At 68.6% G+C, this 15,094-nt stretch carries 17 protein-coding genes; 7 read left to right on the forward strand and 10 right to left on the reverse strand.

Translation table 11 applies throughout. The features are described from left to right. The first annotated feature begins 1 nt into the window (after position 1). Positions 2–1,483: an aldehyde dehydrogenase family protein gene (locus DID99_RS26350; protein ID WP_124523425.1), complete on the forward strand. Its 1,482-nt coding sequence runs from the start codon at positions 2–4 to the stop codon at positions 1,481–1,483. A 126-nt stretch (positions 1,484–1,609) separates the two neighbouring features. Here DID99_RS26350 and DID99_RS26355 read toward each other — a convergent pair whose 3' ends face one another. Further along, positions 1,610–2,014 (reverse strand): nuclear transport factor 2 family protein, encoded by a 405-nt coding sequence (locus DID99_RS26355; RefSeq protein WP_044848063.1) that lies wholly within the window; start codon positions 2,012–2,014, stop codon positions 1,610–1,612. 409 nt (positions 2,015–2,423) lie between these two features. Between DID99_RS26355 and DID99_RS26360 the strand changes: the two genes are divergently transcribed. Beyond that, positions 2,424–3,014 carry a GNAT family N-acetyltransferase gene (locus tag DID99_RS26360; protein WP_044848062.1) on the forward strand — a complete coding sequence of 197 codons (591 nt, stop codon included), beginning with the start codon at positions 2,424–2,426 and terminating at the stop codon, positions 3,012–3,014. A 52-nt stretch (positions 3,015–3,066) separates the two neighbouring features. Here the strand turns inward: DID99_RS26360 and tam are convergent, their stop codons facing one another. From tam to DID99_RS26380, 4 genes are all read right to left on the reverse strand, one after another. Beyond that, positions 3,067–3,852 carry a trans-aconitate 2-methyltransferase gene (gene tam / locus DID99_RS26365; protein WP_124487029.1) on the reverse strand — a complete coding sequence of 262 codons (786 nt, stop codon included), beginning with the start codon at positions 3,850–3,852 and terminating at the stop codon, positions 3,067–3,069. 120 nt (positions 3,853–3,972) lie between these two features. Continuing rightward, a complete protein-coding gene (locus DID99_RS26370) occupies positions 3,973–4,407 on the reverse strand; it encodes a GNAT family N-acetyltransferase (RefSeq protein ID WP_044848060.1) in 435 nt (144 codons plus the stop codon). Positions 4,408–4,494: 87 nt separating this feature from the next. After that, positions 4,495–4,695, reverse strand: coding sequence for a hypothetical protein (locus DID99_RS26375; protein WP_124487030.1), 201 nt, complete (start codon positions 4,693–4,695; stop codon positions 4,495–4,497). 35 nt (positions 4,696–4,730) lie between these two features. Beyond that, positions 4,731–6,050 carry a DUF3422 family protein gene (locus DID99_RS26380; protein WP_124523427.1) on the reverse strand — a complete coding sequence of 440 codons (1,320 nt, stop codon included), beginning with the start codon at positions 6,048–6,050 and terminating at the stop codon, positions 4,731–4,733. Between the two features lie 161 nt (positions 6,051–6,211). On the opposite strand from DID99_RS26380, the gene DID99_RS26385 reads away from it, so the two are divergent. Then, positions 6,212–7,087, forward strand: a complete 876-nt coding sequence (locus DID99_RS26385) for a LysR family transcriptional regulator (protein ID WP_044848057.1) — start codon at positions 6,212–6,214, stop codon at positions 7,085–7,087. Here the strand turns inward: DID99_RS26385 and DID99_RS26390 are convergent, their stop codons facing one another. The 3 genes from DID99_RS26390 to DID99_RS26400 all read right to left on the reverse strand — a co-directional run bounded on the left by DID99_RS26390 (position 7,088) and on the right by DID99_RS26400 (position 9,284). Continuing rightward, positions 7,088–7,648: a hypothetical protein gene (locus DID99_RS26390; protein WP_124487032.1), complete on the reverse strand. Its 561-nt coding sequence runs from the start codon at positions 7,646–7,648 to the stop codon at positions 7,088–7,090. 155 nt (positions 7,649–7,803) lie between these two features. Further along, a complete protein-coding gene (locus DID99_RS26395; RefSeq protein WP_124487143.1) occupies positions 7,804–8,154 on the reverse strand; it encodes a hypothetical protein in 351 nt (116 codons plus the stop codon). Positions 8,155–8,366: 212 nt separating this feature from the next. Then, entirely contained in the window at positions 8,367–9,284 is a 918-nt protein-coding gene (locus DID99_RS26400) for a LysR family transcriptional regulator (protein WP_044848054.1), read from the reverse strand. A 326-nt stretch (positions 9,285–9,610) separates the two neighbouring features. Between DID99_RS26400 and fae the strand changes: the two genes are divergently transcribed. The 4 genes from fae to DID99_RS26420 all read left to right on the forward strand — a co-directional run bounded on the left by fae (position 9,611) and on the right by DID99_RS26420 (position 14,183). Further along, positions 9,611–10,135 (forward strand): formaldehyde-activating enzyme, encoded by a 525-nt coding sequence (gene fae, locus DID99_RS26405; RefSeq protein ID WP_124520836.1) that lies wholly within the window; start codon positions 9,611–9,613, stop codon positions 10,133–10,135. 41 nt (positions 10,136–10,176) lie between these two features. After that, positions 10,177–11,199 carry an aldo/keto reductase gene (locus DID99_RS26410; protein WP_124523429.1) on the forward strand — a complete coding sequence of 341 codons (1,023 nt, stop codon included), beginning with the start codon at positions 10,177–10,179 and terminating at the stop codon, positions 11,197–11,199. 38 nt (positions 11,200–11,237) lie between these two features. Then, a complete protein-coding gene (locus DID99_RS26415; RefSeq protein WP_124523431.1) occupies positions 11,238–12,689 on the forward strand; it encodes an NAD-dependent succinate-semialdehyde dehydrogenase in 1,452 nt (483 codons plus the stop codon). A 159-nt stretch (positions 12,690–12,848) separates the two neighbouring features. Beyond that, positions 12,849–14,183 carry an MFS transporter gene (locus tag DID99_RS26420; protein WP_260427293.1) on the forward strand — a complete coding sequence of 445 codons (1,335 nt, stop codon included), beginning with the start codon at positions 12,849–12,851 and terminating at the stop codon, positions 14,181–14,183. A 157-nt stretch (positions 14,184–14,340) separates the two neighbouring features. On the opposite strand, the gene DID99_RS26425 is transcribed toward DID99_RS26420, so the two are convergent. Then, the gene (locus DID99_RS26425; RefSeq protein WP_185641022.1) at positions 14,341–14,640 is read right to left on the reverse strand and encodes a type II toxin-antitoxin system RelE/ParE family toxin; all 300 of its coding nucleotides are present in this window, start codon (positions 14,638–14,640) and stop codon (positions 14,341–14,343) included. After that, complete coding sequence (locus tag DID99_RS26430; protein ID WP_124521000.1) at positions 14,637–14,894, reverse strand: type II toxin-antitoxin system ParD family antitoxin; 258 nt, start codon at positions 14,892–14,894, stop codon at positions 14,637–14,639. The genes DID99_RS26425 and DID99_RS26430 overlap by 4 nt, the downstream gene beginning before the upstream one ends. Between the last annotated feature and the right edge of the window lie 200 nt (positions 14,895–15,094).

Consider the following 15,094-nt stretch of genomic DNA (forward strand, 5'->3'; position numbering starts at 1 on the left):
CATGTCCACCGCCGAGCTTTCCCCTTCCGCCGCGGCCATCGTGCTGCCCGCCGCGCGCATCGCCGGCCAGCCCGTGCGCACGCATTCCGATGAAGCCGGCGCGCCGATCTTCGATGCGTCGACCGGCGCGACGATCGGCTGGCAGGAATTCGCGACGGCCGCGCACGTCGACGCCGCGGTCCGCGCCGCGCGCGACGCGTTCGCCCGCTGGCGCGACACGCCGCCCGCCGAGCGCGGCCGCCTGCTCGCGACGATCGCCGAGCGCGTCGAAGCCGACCGCGAGCGGCTCGCGGCGCTGCAGATGCAGGTGAGCGGCAAGCCGCCGTTCGAGGCCGACGCCGACGTCGGCGACGTCGCCGCGACGTTCGCGTATTACGCGACGCTGTGCGGAAACCCGGCGCTGTTCGAGGCCGAGCCCGTCGCGTTGCCGAGCGACACCGTCGCGGCCGAGCGCTTCCACGACGCGCTCGGCGTCGCCGCGCTGATCGTGCCGTGGAACTTCCCGATGGTCACGACCGCGTGGAAGCTCGCGCCCGCGCTCGCGGCCGGCTGCACGGTCGTGCTGAAGCCGTCCGAACTGACGTCGCCGGCCGAGCACGCGCTGCTCGACCTGATCGCCGAAGCCGGCGTGCCGGACGGCGTCGTCAACGTCGTGAACGGCGGCGCCGAGGTCGGCGCGGCGCTGACCGCGCATCCGCTGATCGACAAGATCTCGTTTACCGGCAGCACGGCCGCCGGCCGCAAGGTCATGCAGGCCGCGGCCGAGGACATGAAGCGCGTGACGCTCGAACTCGGCGGCAAGTCGTCGCTGATCGTGCGCGACGACGCCGATCTCGACGTCGCGGTGTCGCTCGCGGTCGCCGGCGCCTTCACGAACGCGGGCCAGATGTGCTCGGCCACCGCGCGCATCCTCGTGCACGACAGCCTCTATCGCAGCTTCATGGCCGCGTTCGAGACGGCCGTGCGCGCGCTCGTCGTCGCGCCGCCTGCCACCGCGGAGGTCGCGATGGGGCCGATGATCTCGGCCGCGCAACGCACGCGCGTCGAGGCGATGCTCGCGCAAGGCATCGCGGCGGGCGCGCGCGTCGCGTTCAGCGGGCGCGTCGCCGAGGCCGGCGGCAATGGCTTCTTCATGGCGCCCGTCGTGGTCGCGGAGCCGCCCGCCGACAATCTGCTGTGGACCGACGAGGTGTTCGGCCCGGTCGCGTGCGTGAAGTCGTTCCGCACCGACGACGAGGCGATCGCGCTCGCGAACGACACGCGCTACGGGCTCGTCGCGACCGTCGTGACGCGCGACGCGGAAATCGCGAAGCAGTTTCAGGCACGCGTGCGTGCCGGACTCGTGTGGATCAACGCGCCGCAACTCATCTACCCGCATGTGTGCTGGGGCGGCTTCGGGCTCAGCGGAATCGGCCGCGAACTCGGCGTGACGGGCCTGCGCAGCTACCAGGAACTGCGCCACGCGATGCGCGCGATCGATTGACCTGCGCGGCCGTTCAGGCCGCCTGCGACACCGTGCCCGGCGGGCCGGCGCGGCACCGCGGGCCATGCCGGCCGCGCGGGATGCCGAAGCCGCCGGGCACAGCGGCCCGGCGCATCTTCGGCACCGTCACCGTCGATGCGCGGCCGCTTCGGCCTCCGTATCGTGATACTCGACGAACGCCGCGATCTTCCCGCTTTCGATCGTGAGCAGGTGCACCCAGTCGTCCTCGTAAGTGCGCCCGGTCGAATGGACACGCCAGCGTTGCGTGCCGAGCACGACGACCCGGTTGCCGCTCGCGATGAACTCGAGCGGCTCGAAGCGTTCCGCGGTCTGCGTCGACGCAAGCGCCGCGAAGAACGCCGCGACCGCCTGCGGCCCATGTCGTCTGCCGACGAACGGAACGACGTCGGCCGGCCCCGGGATGAACCAGTCGACGCTGTCGGACAGCGTCTGCAGAATGCCCTCGATATCCGCGCGGCCGAACGCCGCGTATGCCTGCTGCACGAGTTGCACGTTGTCTTGTTCGCTCATCGCCCCCTCCCGTCATCGCAGGTTCGCCGCGTCGCGGCGCGGAATTCCGGCCGCGGACAATTCAGCATAGTCGAACCGCGAGGCGGCCCCCATGAGGGTCTCCGGCAATCGGGCCGTGTGGATTCCGTATGAGCAATCCGTTGCGTGGTCGCATCGCCCTGCCAAATGAAGCAATGCGCCGACGAATACGCGGCATGGCCGGGATCGGCGCTCCGCCACGAGACGAGATGCGGATGAGTCCGCGCCGATATCCCGCATAATCGGGCGTTGAGCGCCGCCGCGGGAAGAGACATCGTGCGAGCGCATCAATTCAAAACAGGAACGGGTGCGATCCGGCTCTCGCTGCAAGGCGCCGCCGCCCGCCCCGGGGGAAGACCAGGCAATCCCGCTGAAGACAGGACACCGACACATGGACCGAGCCGAGCACATCAGCATCGAACAGGCGGTCGATCTGCCCGCCGACGAACTGAACGGATGCGACTTTTCGTTCGAGATCGCGTGGGAGCTGAATGCGCCGTACCAGGATCTGCTCGATTTGCGCGCGCTGCCCGTGCAGCGCAAGGACTACGGCTTCGATCCGGCCGGCTGGGCGCGCGAGGCGTCCGGCGGCACCGCGCTGTTCCGCGCGAGCGCGGGCGGGCGCCTCGCGGGATTCGTCGCGATCACCGAAAGCTGGAACGGGATGGCCGAGATCGCGGAACTCGCGGTCGATCGCAGCTGCCGGCGGCAGGGGATCGGCCAGTTCCTGCTCGCGGCCGCGGAAGCGTGGGCGCGCAGCCGCGGGTTCGGCTTCATGCGGCTCGAAACGCAGGCGAACAACGTCGCGGCCTGCTGCACGTACGCGCGGGCGGGCTTCGTCGTGGGCGGCCACGACCGCTTCCTGTACGCCGACGGCGCGAACGACGGGGAAGTCGCCCTCTTCTGGTACAAGGATCTGCGCGACGGGCAAAGCGCGAAGAGCCGGACGGTCGATCCGGAATCGATGCGGCCGCTGTCCTGACCGACGGCCCACCGCCGCCCGCTCCGGTCCTGCTTGCGCCTTTGCTTGCGCCTTACTTCCGCGTCGCGACGATGAACAGGCGCGGGAACGGCAGCAGCACGGTGCCGTCGTCGAGCGACGGGTAGCCATCCGGACCGGCGAGCGCATCGCGATAGCGCGCGACGAACGCGTCGCGTTCGCCTTCATCGAGTGCCGCGAGGAACGGCCGCAGCGCGCTGCCCTTGAACCATTCGACGACCGCGTCGGCGCCGCCGCGCAGCGGATGGTAGTAGGTCGTGCGCCAGACATCCACCCGCGAACACGACGGCGACAGCAGCGCGTAGTAATACCGCGCGTCGAACCGCTCGGTGCGCGCCGCGCCTTTGAGCTTGTCCGCCCAGGGCCCGCCCGCGGCGACCGCGCGCATCAGCCGGTGCGCGGGTTCGTCGAGGTTGTCGGGCATCTGCACCGCGAGATGGCCGCCCGGCGCGAGCCGGCCGACGAGCGACGGAAACAGCGTGTCGTGCGCCGGCACCCATTGCAGCACCGCGTTCGACAGGATCAGGTCGTAGCCGCCCGGATCATCCCACGTGGAGACATCCGCGAGATCGAAACGCAGCGCGGGCAGGCGCTTGCGCGCGGCCGCGATCATGTCCGGCGACGCGTCGATCCCGCGCACCGTCGCGTCGGGTGCACGCGCGATCAGCGCTTCGGTCGAATTGCCGGGCCCGCAGCCGATGTCGAGCGCGGTATGGATCGGCGTGTCCGGCACGGCGGCCAGCAGGTCGCGGACAGGCCGCGTGCGTTCGTCTTCGAATCGCACGTACTGTCTGGCGTATTGATCGAGTGGCGTTGTCACGATATGCCTCCGGGTCGGCGTGGACGGCGTCGCGCTACCCGTTGCCGTCGATGCAGCACATGCTGCGATCCCGCCGGTCTTCGGTAGCGACGCCGGCGCGGTGACGTCAGGCTACCTCGCTCAAAGCGTCTTGACCATGAACACGCGCGCCGTCCCTTCCGGCTCGCACGGCACCTCGCCGAACGCCTCGTAACCGTGCTTCCGGTAGAAGTCCGGCGCCTGGAACGTAATCGTGTACAGCACCGCGCGGGCACACCCGCGCCGCTTCGCTTCCGCTTCGGCCTCGCGCAGCAGCCGGCTGCCGAAACCGCCGCCACGCAGCGATTCCGGCAGGTAAAAGAGGTCGATGAAGAAGAGGCCCAGCGACGTCCGGCCGGTGAGGCCGCCCACGACCTCGCCGGTCGCGGGATCGGTCACGTAGACGTCGAGCGCCGCCGTGTCGGATCGGCCCGTCATCGCGTGGTTGAACTCGCCGAGCTTGCGGCTGATGAGGTCGCGTGCGGCCGGCTGCTCGATGTCGGTCAGTTGAAGCGAAACGGCGGGATGCGCGTTCATGGCGTGAAGGTGTACGTGAAGGGGCCGCCGGGCCTGCAGCGCCCACGGCGGACGTCGTGAATCGACGCGGCGCGGAACGACCAGGCGTCAGTTGTACCCGAGAATCGCCACCGCCGCGACATCCGGCCGATCGATCGTGCTGCCGACGAGCGACGTCATCGGCTCCTGCAGCACGGCCTGATACGACGTCACGCGCACCTCTTCCGGCGCGCCGGCGTCATCCCGAACGGGTTCGTCGAATGCGTCGTAGCCAGTGAAAAAACCCGCTTGCGATTGCGTAAAAGTCATCTCCACTCCTTTCGATATGTCGTCGATGTTCTGATTCAATTTGCCTGTTTCAACGCCGCCGCTTGCACGGTTGCGCCGCCATGCGCGGCCTCCGACCGCGCGAGCTGCGCGCGCGTGCGCCGCGTGATGTGAATCACCGCGAACACGACCGGCGCGATCAACAGGCCTTCCGCGAGTTCGGGATCGACCGGCAGGTTCATCACGTGCAGCGCCTTGAACGCCGCGGTCGCGAGCGACAGCACGTAGTACGAAATGGCCGCCACCGACAGCCCTTCGACCGCATGCTGCAGATGCAGCTGGTTGCGCGCGGTGCGCTCCATGCCCGCCAGCAGGCGCGTGACGTCCTTTTCCTGCGCGAGATTCACACGCGTGCGCAGCAGGTCGACCGCGCGGGCGATCCGCGCGGCGATCTGCTCGTGACGCGCCCACACGCTGCGGCAGGTTTCCATCGCCGGCGCGAAGCGCCGCTCCATGAACTCCGCGATCGTCGGCATCCCTTCGATGCGCTCCTCGCGCAGCTCGTGGATGCGCGCCAGCACGAGCTTTTCGTAAGCACGCGACGCGCTGAAGCGGCCGCCGGACCCCGACAGCGCTTCGACCCGCACCGCGAGATGCGTGAGCTTCACGAGCAAGGCCGCGTCGTCGCCGTCGGCGCCGCCCGCGTCCATCCGCTGCATCAGCGCATGCAGCGCAGCGTGGATCTCGTCGAGCTCGCGGCTCATCCGCCGTGCGACCGGCAACGCGAGCAGCGCCATCATCCGGTACGTCTCGATTTCATGGAGGCGTTGCAGCAGGCGGCCGCCCTGCTCCTCGCGGAAATCCTCGTCGACGACGAGAAAGCGCATGAAGCCGTCGTCGCGCACATGCCAGTCGCAGTACACCTTGCCGCCGCCGAGCACGTTGCTGCCGACGAGCGCGGGCCCGTCGATCCAGCGGCGCAGGTCGCCGCACACGAGCCGCGCGGCATCGCCCGACAGCAACTCCATGCGCACCGCGACGAAGCGGATGCCCGCGAGCCGTGCGAACCAGGCGGCCGGAATCCCTTCGATCGCGAGATCGTCGAAATAACCGGTGTCGCGGCGCGGCGCGACGAACGTGAAGGTCGAGAATTCGGTGTGGCGCTCCCACTTCAGGTACCAGCCGCCCGGCGATTGCACCGCGTAGTGGGTCGCGCCGTCCTGCGGCGCGGCAATGCCGGTGTCGCGGCACAGCGCGTGCAGCAGCGTTTCGTGGATGTCGGGCTGGCCGTCCGCGTAGATCGCGTAGTGCGTGAGCGACACGGCTTCGGCGAGCCGCAGGAACGGCCGCGCATGCAATTCCGCGGCCAGTGCGGCACGCAATGGATGATCCATCATCGGTACACCACTCTTCCCTGTTCGGCGCTGCGTGCCGGGCACGCCGGCGTGATCGCCGCACCGCATCGAACGATGCGGCCGGCTCGATGCCACTATGGCAGACACACAGCGACAATAAAAACGCATAATGCTGATCGTTACGTTCAGTTTTCCTGATACCGATGAAGATGCTCGATCACGACGTGCTGGCCACCGTCGTCGCCGTCGCGGAAACCGGCAACATGACCCGCGCCGCCGAAGCGGTGAACCGCTCGCAATCGGCCGTGAGCATGCAGATCAAGAGCCTGGAAGACGCGATCGGCCGGCCGCTGTTCGTGCGCAAGCCGCGCAGCATCGTGCTGACGCGCGAAGGCGAGGTGCTGCTGGGATTCGCCAGACGAATGCTGGCGCTGCGCGACGAGGCGTGGGCGGCCGTGGTGCGGCCGGAAGTGACGGGTAAGGTGGTCATCGGCGTGCCGGACGACTATGCGTCGTCGCTGCTGCCGTCGGTGCTGAAGAAATTTTCGGCGACCTATCCGAAGGTCGAGATCCAGGTGATCGGGCTGCCGAGCAGCGCGCTCGCGCCGCTCCTGAAGGACGGCACGGTCGATCTCGTGTGCGGCACGCGCATCAAGGGGCTGTCCGGCGACTTCATCCGCCACGAGCCGATGGCGTGGGCCGCGATGACGAACGGGCCGCGCGTATGGGAAGAACGGCCGCTGCCGATCGCGGTGTTCATGCCGGGCAGCGTCGCGCGCGAGAACGCGATCCGCAGCCTCGAACGCGCGAAGCTGCCGTTCCGCACTTCGTATGAAAGCCCGAGCCTGCTCGGTCTGCTCAGCATGGTCGAGGCCGGCCTCGCGGTCGCGCCGCTCGCGCGCTGCGCGATTCCCGCGCAACTGTCGATGCTCGGCCGCTCGCACGGGCTGCCCGATTTGCCGCCGCTCGAACTGATCCTCGCGCGCAGCACGAAATCGAAGCGCCCGCCGTGCGACTTTCTCGCGGAACAGCTGATGGAAGACCTGCAGCGGCAAACCGGGCAGACCGGCGACGCGTGATCAGCGTGTCGCGCCGAACCCGGCCGCGCCCAGCGCCGCATTGACGTTCGCGGCCACCCGATCGACGAGCGCTTCCAGCGTATCGCCGCATACCTGCGCGTGTTCCGGCGCGACGTGCTCCGCGCGTTGCCAGCCCCACTGCGCGCCCGGCACGACCGACAGCGTCGCGCCGAAGCGGTTGCCATGGCGGCGGCCGAAAGTGCTCACGCGCCGCCCGGCCACGTAGTCCTGCTCGGGCAGGCAGAGCCGGATCTCGACCGCGACCTGGTCGCGATCGTTGACGCGCGCGGCGGGGCTCACCGACGCTGCGAACACCTTGCCGATCCGCCAGGTCACGAAGCTCTCCCAGGCCTCGAGCGGCCCGCCGGCCGCGTCGACCCGCTCGGTGTCCACCGACCACTGGTGCCGGTCGGGCACGACGATCGCCTGATGCAGCAGCATTTCGGCCACGCGCACCGTCGTCACGAGCTGACGCGCGAGTTGCTGGCCGGACGGCAGCGACGCCGTCCGTAACCGGCTGCTCGTCGGCCGCGCGACAGGTACGGCTTCCAATAGATCCATGACTCCTCCGTATTCGTGATCGGCGCCGCGCACGCAGCATCGCGCGCCGGTTCGCCGCCTGCGGGCGGGCGACACGGCGACCGGCGATCGGGCGGCGGATCGGACAAGCCATCAAGGAACGAACGACAACCCACGAGCAACAACCGTTCCCGGCTTCACCGTGGGCTCGGCCCGACATGCAACCGGCGCGCGACCGGCCCGATCACCGCATCGGCCTGCTGCGCGATCAGCATGTGCAGGGTGAAATCCAGGTCTTCCGGCGCGATGTCGAAGTGCACGTGGACCACGTCGCGCACGGCACGCGCGCTGACGACATACACGCCGAGCGGGGAATGCAGCAGCGCCGCGAGCCGGGCGTGCGCGCGTTCGCCGGAATCGGCCGTCAAGGTGACGGGCAACTGCAGGCGCGGGCGCGGCGCCGGGAACGGAATGACATTGCTGGGTGCGCCGGCGCGCAACGGGCGGCCGGCGACATCGCAGGCGGGAACGGGATGAATGAAGGTCATGGAGCGGACGGAGGCCGTCCCGGCTGTTCGACACGTCCCCAGCTTAGAAGAGACCGGATAAACGTCGTGCAAAAAACCGGGCCGCCCGTGCAAAAAACGGCACGGGGGACATAACACGACACCGAGCTGCGGCGGGCCGCGCGATCGTCATGCGCGCGTTGCGGCCGCGCGCCGCGGTTCGCGTCAATCTCACCCGCGTTTGCGCCGCCCCGCTAAGCGAACGCTTCGAGCGACGCGCGCCGCCGCTCGTCGACCATCGATTCGATCAGCGAAACCAGATCGTCGGTCAGCGGATCGCAGATGCCCGGCGAGCGATGCAGTTCGAGATCGGCCGCCGGCAGCGGCGGCAGCCCGTCCGTCTCGTCGAGCACGCGCCAGTTCTCGGGCAGCGTGCAGCGGTCGATCATCGTCACGGCCGCGCCGTGGTTCACCGCGATCTTGATGCCGGTCGGGCTCTGGCTCGTATAAACGACGTGATACGGCCGCTCGGCCGTCGCGAGTGCCTGCAGCCCGCGCTGCCGGTAGCAGCACGTCTCCGGAAACAGCGCGAGCGGCACCGACGCCTGCGGGCCGAGCGCGAAATCGCGGTGCGCGGCCCACACGACCTCGTGCCGGCCGAGCAGCCGCCCGCCCGCGTTCGGCCCGTGCCGCACGACGAGCGCGACGTCGAGCTCGCCGGCCTGCAGCCGTTCGAGCAGTTCGAGCGAGGTGCGGCAATGCACGTGGAAGCGCGCGCCCGGCCGCATCGCATAGAACGACTTCAGCAGGTCGGGCAGCCACAGCTCCGCATAGTCCTCGGGCAGCCCGAAGCGCACGACGCCGCGGTCGCTGCTCGCCTGCTTCAGCGCAAGGATCGCGTCGTTCTGCACCTGGATGATGCGGCGCGCATGGATCAGGAAATTCTCGCCGTCGCGCGACAGTTCGAGCCGCCGGCTGTTGCGCATGAACAGGTGCGTGTCGAGCCGCTCCTCGAGCGTGCGGATGCGCAGGCTGATCGTCGATTGCGTGCGATGCAGTTGCCGGGCCGCAGCGGTGAAGCCGCCGCTCTCGACGACGGCGACGAATGCGCGGATCAGCTCGGGATCGAGCGAACTGAGCTTCGACCAATCGGGCCTTTGAATGGCAGCCATCGGAATTACTCGCTTTCGAAAAAAGAAGGGAAGACGAAAGATAGGGCTCGGAGCACGCCGATTGTTGTCCGGAAGCGCCCGGCCCTCCAACCCCTGCCCGGGTATGACAAACCCGGAGCCGGTTCGCGAATGCCCACCCGCCGACCACGCCCCGCCCGCCGTCACGACGCCGGCCGAGGCCCGCCCGGCGGGCCTCCGCGCGCCGGGCCCAGGGCATTCCCGGAGACGACGAAAACTCATAGCCCGATCAGAAAACATCGATTCACCGGCCGCGCCGCGGCCCACCACAATCGCCTCACTCCCAACCTAATCGACGAGACACCGCAATGACCGCATCTCAACCCAGGCAGCTTTACATCGGCGAAGGCTTCGAAGGCCCCGGCGTCAACCTCGCGCACATCAACGTGCTGGTCGGCCCGCGCAACGGCCCGGCGGGCCAGGCGTTCGCCACGGCCCTCGCGACGCCGTCGGCCGGCCATGCGCCGTTCGTCGTGATCGCGCAGCCGGGCGTGCCGACCAAGCCGCTCACGCTGTACGTCAACAAGGCGCAGATCGCCAACGATTTCCACGGCAACGCCACGTGGGGCGCGTCGCAGGCCGGCATCGCGAAGGCCGTGGCCGAAGCGCTCGAGAACGGCACGCTGCCGCCCGAGGCGGAAAACGACTGGGTCGTCGTGTCGGCGAACTGGGTGAACCCGCAGACCGACGATCTCGATGCCGTGTTCGAGAACAACTATCGCGCGTGCCGCAACGCGATCGTCGCCGCGATGGAAGGGCTGCCGCATCGCGATGCGGTGTTCGCCGCCGCGCGCGACGTGTCGAACCCGTTCTACACCCCGAAGAAAAACTGACGACGACAAGCGGCCGACACAAGGCCGCACCTGGAGGAAACATGGAATACGTCCGCCTCGGCCAGTCCGGCCTGAAGGTGTCCCGCCTGTGTCTCGGCACGATGAACATGGGCACCCCCGAATGGAAGCCCTGGATCTTCGACGAAGCGCAGAGCGAGCCGATCGTGCGCCGCGCGCTCGACGCCGGCGTCAACTTCATCGATCTCGCGGACTTCTATTCGACGGGCGTCGGCGAGGAAGTGGTCGGTCGCATCCTGAAGCGCAACGCGCGCCGCGAGGAGCTCGTCGTGACGACCAAGGTCGGCTACGACATGGGCAGTTATCCGAACGCGGGCGGCCATTCGCGCAAGCACGTGCTCGACGGCATCGACGGGTCGCTGAAGCGGCTCGGGATGGATTACGTCGACATCTTCATGCTGCACTTCTTCGACGTGAACACGCCCGTCGAGGAAACCATGAGCGCGCTGCACGACATCGTGCGCGCGGGCAAGGCGCGCTATATCGGCGTGTCGACGATGTACACGTGGCAGTTCGCGAAAATCATGCAGGCCTGCGAACGAAACGGCTGGGACAAGCCGATCAACATGCAGCTGCAGCTGAACCTCGCGTATCGCGAGGAAGAGCGCGAGATGGTGCCGTACTGCATCGACCAGGGCGTCGGCGTGTCGGTGTTCAGCCCGCTCGCGCGCGGCCTGCTGACCTGCGAGCCGCAATCCACGCGCAACCAGACCGACTTCTTCACCGCGCAGATGTATGGCGACGCTGCGTCGCTCGCGATCGCGGAATCGGTCGCGAAGGTCGCGAAGCGCCGCGGCGTAGCGCCCGCTCAGATCGCGCAGGCGTGGGTGCTGAGCCGCCCCGGCGTCGCGAGCATGCTGGTCGGCGCGGATTCCGTCGCGCAGTTCGACAGCGCGCTCGGCGCGCTCGAAACGCAGCTCACCGAGGAAGAACTGCACGAACTGGAACGCAACTACACGCCGTGCGACCTGATCAACGACTACACGGCCGGCAAGCGCATCGCGCGCGCGTCGCGTCCGGCGCAGGGCAGCTTCGCAACGGACTGAAGGGCTGCGGCTCCGATGCACTGAAGGAACGACACACCATGAACGAATTTCTGAGGACCGGCCATTACATCGGCGGCGAATGGCACGAATCGCATGGCGCGAGCGATGCGACCTATCCGGTGCTGAACCCCGCGACCGGCGAGACGATCGCGAAAGTCGCGAAAGGCGGCGCCGACGACACGCAGCGCGCCATCGACGCGGCCGCGCACGCGTTTCCTGCGTGGCGCGCGCTGACCGCGAAGGAGCGCGGCGCACGCGTGAAGCGCTGGGGCAAGCTGATGCTCGAGCATCGCGATGCGCTCGCCGAGCTGCTGACGCGCGAGCAAGGCAAGCCGCTCGCGGAAGCGCGCGGCGAAGTCGCGTACGCGGCGAGCTTTCTCGAATGGTTCGCGGAAGAAGCGAAGCGCATGTACGGCGACGTGATCCCGAGCCCGAAGCCGGATTCGCAGATCGTGGTCACGCGCGAGCCGGTCGGCGTCGTCGCGGCGATCACGCCGTGGAACTTCCCGCTCGCGATGATCACGCGCAAGGCCGGCCCCGCGCTCGCGGCCGGCTGCACGATGGTGCTGAAGCCGTCCGAGGAAACGCCGCTGTCGGCGTTCGCGCTCGCAGTGCTGGCCGAGCGCGCGGGCGTGCCGGCCGGCGTGTTCAACGTCGTGTCGGGCGACGCGGTCGCGATCGGCGAGACGCTGACGAGCTCGTCCGTCGTGCGCAAGCTGTCGTTCACGGGCTCGACGCGGGTCGGCAAGCTGCTCGCGAAGCAGTCGGCCGACACGCTGAAGAAGCTGTCGCTCGAACTCGGCGGCAACGCGCCGTTCATCGTGTTCGACGATGCCGATCTCGATGCGGCGGTCACGGGCGCGATCGCGTCGAAGTTCCGCAACACGGGCCAGACCTGCGTATGCGTGAACCGCTTTCTCGTGCAGGACGGCGTGTACGACGCGTTCACGCGCAAGCTGGCGGACGCCGTGCGCACGCTACGCGTCGGCAACGCGCTCGCCGGTGAGGTCGACCAGGGGCCGCTGATCAACGAGGCGGCGCTCGGCAAGGTCGAGCGGCACGTGGCCGATGCAACCGCGAAGGGCGCGCACGCGCTCACCGGCGGCAAGCGCCACGCGCTCGGCGGCACGTTCTACGAGCCGACCGTGCTGACCGGCATGACGGCCGACATGCTGATCGCCGAAGAGGAAACCTTCGGTCCCGTCGCCGGCTGCTTCCGCTTCACGACCGAGGAAGAGGCCGTCGCCGCGGCCAACGACACGCCGTTCGGGCTGTCCGCGTACTTCTACACGCGCGACCTCGGCCGCGCGTGGCGCGTGTCGGGTGCGCTCGAGAGCGGGATGGTCGGCGTCAACGACGGGATCATCTCGACCGAAGTCGCGCCGTTCGGCGGCGTCAAGCAATCGGGGCTCGGCCGCGAAGGCTCGAAGTACGGCCTCGACGAATACGTGGAACTCAAGTACACGCTGATGGCCGGCCTCGGCCGCTGACCGCTCCCCGCGGTCGACCCGCGCCGCGCGCCGCCCGGGCGCGCGGCGCCTTGCAGGGCGCTCGCGGGCATTCCTGCCCGCGCAGGCCGCTGCATCGCGCATGACAATCCAGGAGGCAGCTTGACCCCAGCCAACGTTCAATCCGGCACCGCGCGCGCGTTGCCGCTGTCGCGTGGCGCCGAGGCGCCGCACCGCCCCGTCGCGCTCGACGACGTGCCGCTCAACCGTTTCCACGTGAAGATCGCCGGCCTCACGTTCGGCGCGCATTTCACCGAAGGCTACACGCTCGGCACGATCGGTTATGCGCTCGCCGCGCTCGGCAGGCAGATGCCGATCGACGCGTTCTGGATGGGGATGATCGGCAGCTCGGCGCTGATCGGCATCTTCTTCGGCAGCCTCGTGTTCGGCTGGCTGTCCGACCGGATGGGCCGGCAGAAGATCTTCCTGACGAGCTTCGTGATCATCACGGCGGCCGCGTTCGCGCAGTTCTTCGTCACGTCGCCGCTCGAACTGTGCGTGCTGCGCGTGCTGATCGGCTTCGGGATGGGCGGCGACTTCACCGTCGGCCACGCGATCCTCGCCGAATTCTCGCCGCGCAAGCATCGCGGTGCGCTGCTCGGCTCGTTCAGCGTGATCTGGACGCTCGGCTATGTCGCCGCGAACGTGCTCGGCCTCGCGTACGGCGACGCCGCGCCCGACGCATGGCGCTGGCTGCTCGCGTCGGCTGCATTGCCTGCGCTGATCGTGCTGGTGCTGCGGATCGGCACGCCCGAATCGCCGCGCTGGCTGCTCGGCAAGGGCCGCGTGCAGGAAGCGCGCGCCATCGTCGCGAAACATTTCGGGCCGCACGTGATGCTCGACGGTTCGGCCGAACCGCAGGCGAATGCCGGCTTCGCGCGACTGTTCCGGCGTGACCTGATCCGCCGCACGCTTTTCAACTGCGCGTTCTTCGTGTGCCTCGTGATTCCGTATTTCGCGATCTACACGTTCCTGCCGACGATCCTGAAGACGATCGGCCTCGCCGAAGGCTTCGGTGCGGACCTGCTGCTGAACGCGTTTCTCGTGCTGGGCGCGCTGATCGGCATCTGGCTGACGATCCGGCTGTCGCGACGCGGCTTCCTGATCGGCTCGTTCGCGGTGACGTGCGCGTCGCTCGTCGCGCTCGCGGTGCTGCCGTCGGCGGCGGCCGTCGCGATGATCGTCGCGTTCGCGATCTTCACGCTGACGATGTCGGCGTTCAGCAACCTCGTCGGCGTGTTCCCGCCCGAGTGCTTCCCGACCGAAGTGCGCGCGAGCGGCGTGGGCCTCGCGATCGCGTGCAGCCGGCTCGGTTCGGCGATCGGCACGTTCCTGCTGCCGGCCGGCATCGCGACGCTCGGCTTTCACGCGACGATGTTCGCGCTCGCGGGCGTGTTGCTGGTGGGGATGATCGTGTCCATCGCGTGGGCGCCGGAGACGAAGCATCTGACGCTGGAGGAAGCGTCGGGGCATTGACGAGGGTGGCGGGCTGCGTGGCCGCCGGCTTCATCGCGCGCGAGGCTTTTGCCTCGACTCGCCGCCGATGCGCGCCGGCGACACCGAGCGCGATTCTGTCGCACCCGGTCGTGGGCGGGCTCGCTCATTCCGGGCGCGATGAGATGCTCGCGTTCGCTCAGAACAGAATCGACGCGTAGTCCCTCGCGCCGTGCAGGACGTGAAGGATGTCGATCCGCGTCGGCGGATCGCCGACGACTCGATAGAAGATCTGGTAGTTGCCGTACACGCGGTGCCGCACGCCGTAACGCTCGAAGCGCGGCACCAGCGGAAACGCCAGCGGCATCGCGGCCAGACTCATGCACTTGTCGCGAATCTCCCGCACGAACGTCACGGCGCGTTGCGGGTTGTCGCGTGCAATGTAATCGGCGACCGCTTCGAGTTCGGCAATCGCAAAATCGGGCAGGCGCACGATCAGGCCTGCCGATCCGCCTGCGCCCGATACTTCGCCTCGAGACGATCGAAGACTTCCGCCGCCTCGGCGCCGCGCCCTGCTTGCGCATCGGCCAGGCTGCGCGCGATCACCGCGTCCAGCGCGTTCAGTTGCGCCTCGCGATCCTGGATCAGGCGCACGCCTTCGCGCAGCACTTCGCTCTTGGACCCGTAACGCCCCGATTCGACCAGCTTCGCGACATAAGCCTCCAGTTGCTGGCCCAGTTCCGCACTGATCATGTCGACCTCCCGAACGGATTGAATTCGATCCATGAAGCGTATCCCGGTTATCAACTATTATCAAGAAGACGATCTCCAGAGGGGCAGCGCGAATGCTTTCACATCCGATCGGCCGGATGAACGGAACCTGATTCCGACAGGCTGCTGCGGCGCCGGCATTCATCCGGTTTCCGCCTTCACTCGTGAAGCCTTGCCGAACG

Source organism: Burkholderia sp. Bp8986 (genome assembly GCF_003854225.1).
In the GTDB taxonomy this organism is placed as follows: domain Bacteria; phylum Pseudomonadota; class Gammaproteobacteria; order Burkholderiales; family Burkholderiaceae; genus Burkholderia.

Excerpts from the sequence above, each read along its gene's own strand:
- DID99_RS26390 (WP_124487032.1), bottom strand. The coding sequence starts at position 7,648 with ATGGATCTATTGGAAGCCGTACCTGTCGCGCGGCCGACGAGCAGCCGG.
- DID99_RS26395 (WP_124487143.1), bottom strand. The coding sequence starts at position 8,154 with ATGACCTTCATTCATCCCGTTCCCGCCTGCGATGTCGCCGGCCGCCCG.
- DID99_RS26380 (WP_124523427.1), bottom strand. The coding sequence starts at position 6,050 with ATGATGGATCATCCATTGCGTGCCGCACTGGCCGCGGAATTGCATGCG.
- DID99_RS26415 (WP_124523431.1), top strand. The coding sequence starts at position 11,238 with ATGAACGAATTTCTGAGGACCGGCCATTACATCGGCGGCGAATGGCAC.
- DID99_RS26375 (WP_124487030.1), bottom strand. The coding sequence starts at position 4,695 with ATGACTTTTACGCAATCGCAAGCGGGTTTTTTCACTGGCTACGACGCA.
- DID99_RS26410 (WP_124523429.1), top strand. The coding sequence starts at position 10,177 with ATGGAATACGTCCGCCTCGGCCAGTCCGGCCTGAAGGTGTCCCGCCTG.
- DID99_RS26385 (WP_044848057.1), top strand. The coding sequence starts at position 6,212 with ATGAAGATGCTCGATCACGACGTGCTGGCCACCGTCGTCGCCGTCGCG.
- DID99_RS26370 (WP_044848060.1), bottom strand. The coding sequence starts at position 4,407 with ATGAACGCGCATCCCGCCGTTTCGCTTCAACTGACCGACATCGAGCAG.
- DID99_RS26355 (WP_044848063.1), bottom strand. The coding sequence starts at position 2,014 with ATGAGCGAACAAGACAACGTGCAACTCGTGCAGCAGGCATACGCGGCG.
- DID99_RS26350 (WP_124523425.1), top strand. The coding sequence starts at position 2 with ATGTCCACCGCCGAGCTTTCCCCTTCCGCCGCGGCCATCGTGCTGCCC.
- DID99_RS26430 (WP_124521000.1), bottom strand. The coding sequence starts at position 14,894 with ATGATCAGTGCGGAACTGGGCCAGCAACTGGAGGCTTATGTCGCGAAG.
- DID99_RS26400 (WP_044848054.1), bottom strand. The coding sequence starts at position 9,284 with ATGGCTGCCATTCAAAGGCCCGATTGGTCGAAGCTCAGTTCGCTCGAT.
- DID99_RS26360 (WP_044848062.1), top strand. The coding sequence starts at position 2,424 with ATGGACCGAGCCGAGCACATCAGCATCGAACAGGCGGTCGATCTGCCC.
- fae (WP_124520836.1), top strand. The coding sequence starts at position 9,611 with ATGACCGCATCTCAACCCAGGCAGCTTTACATCGGCGAAGGCTTCGAA.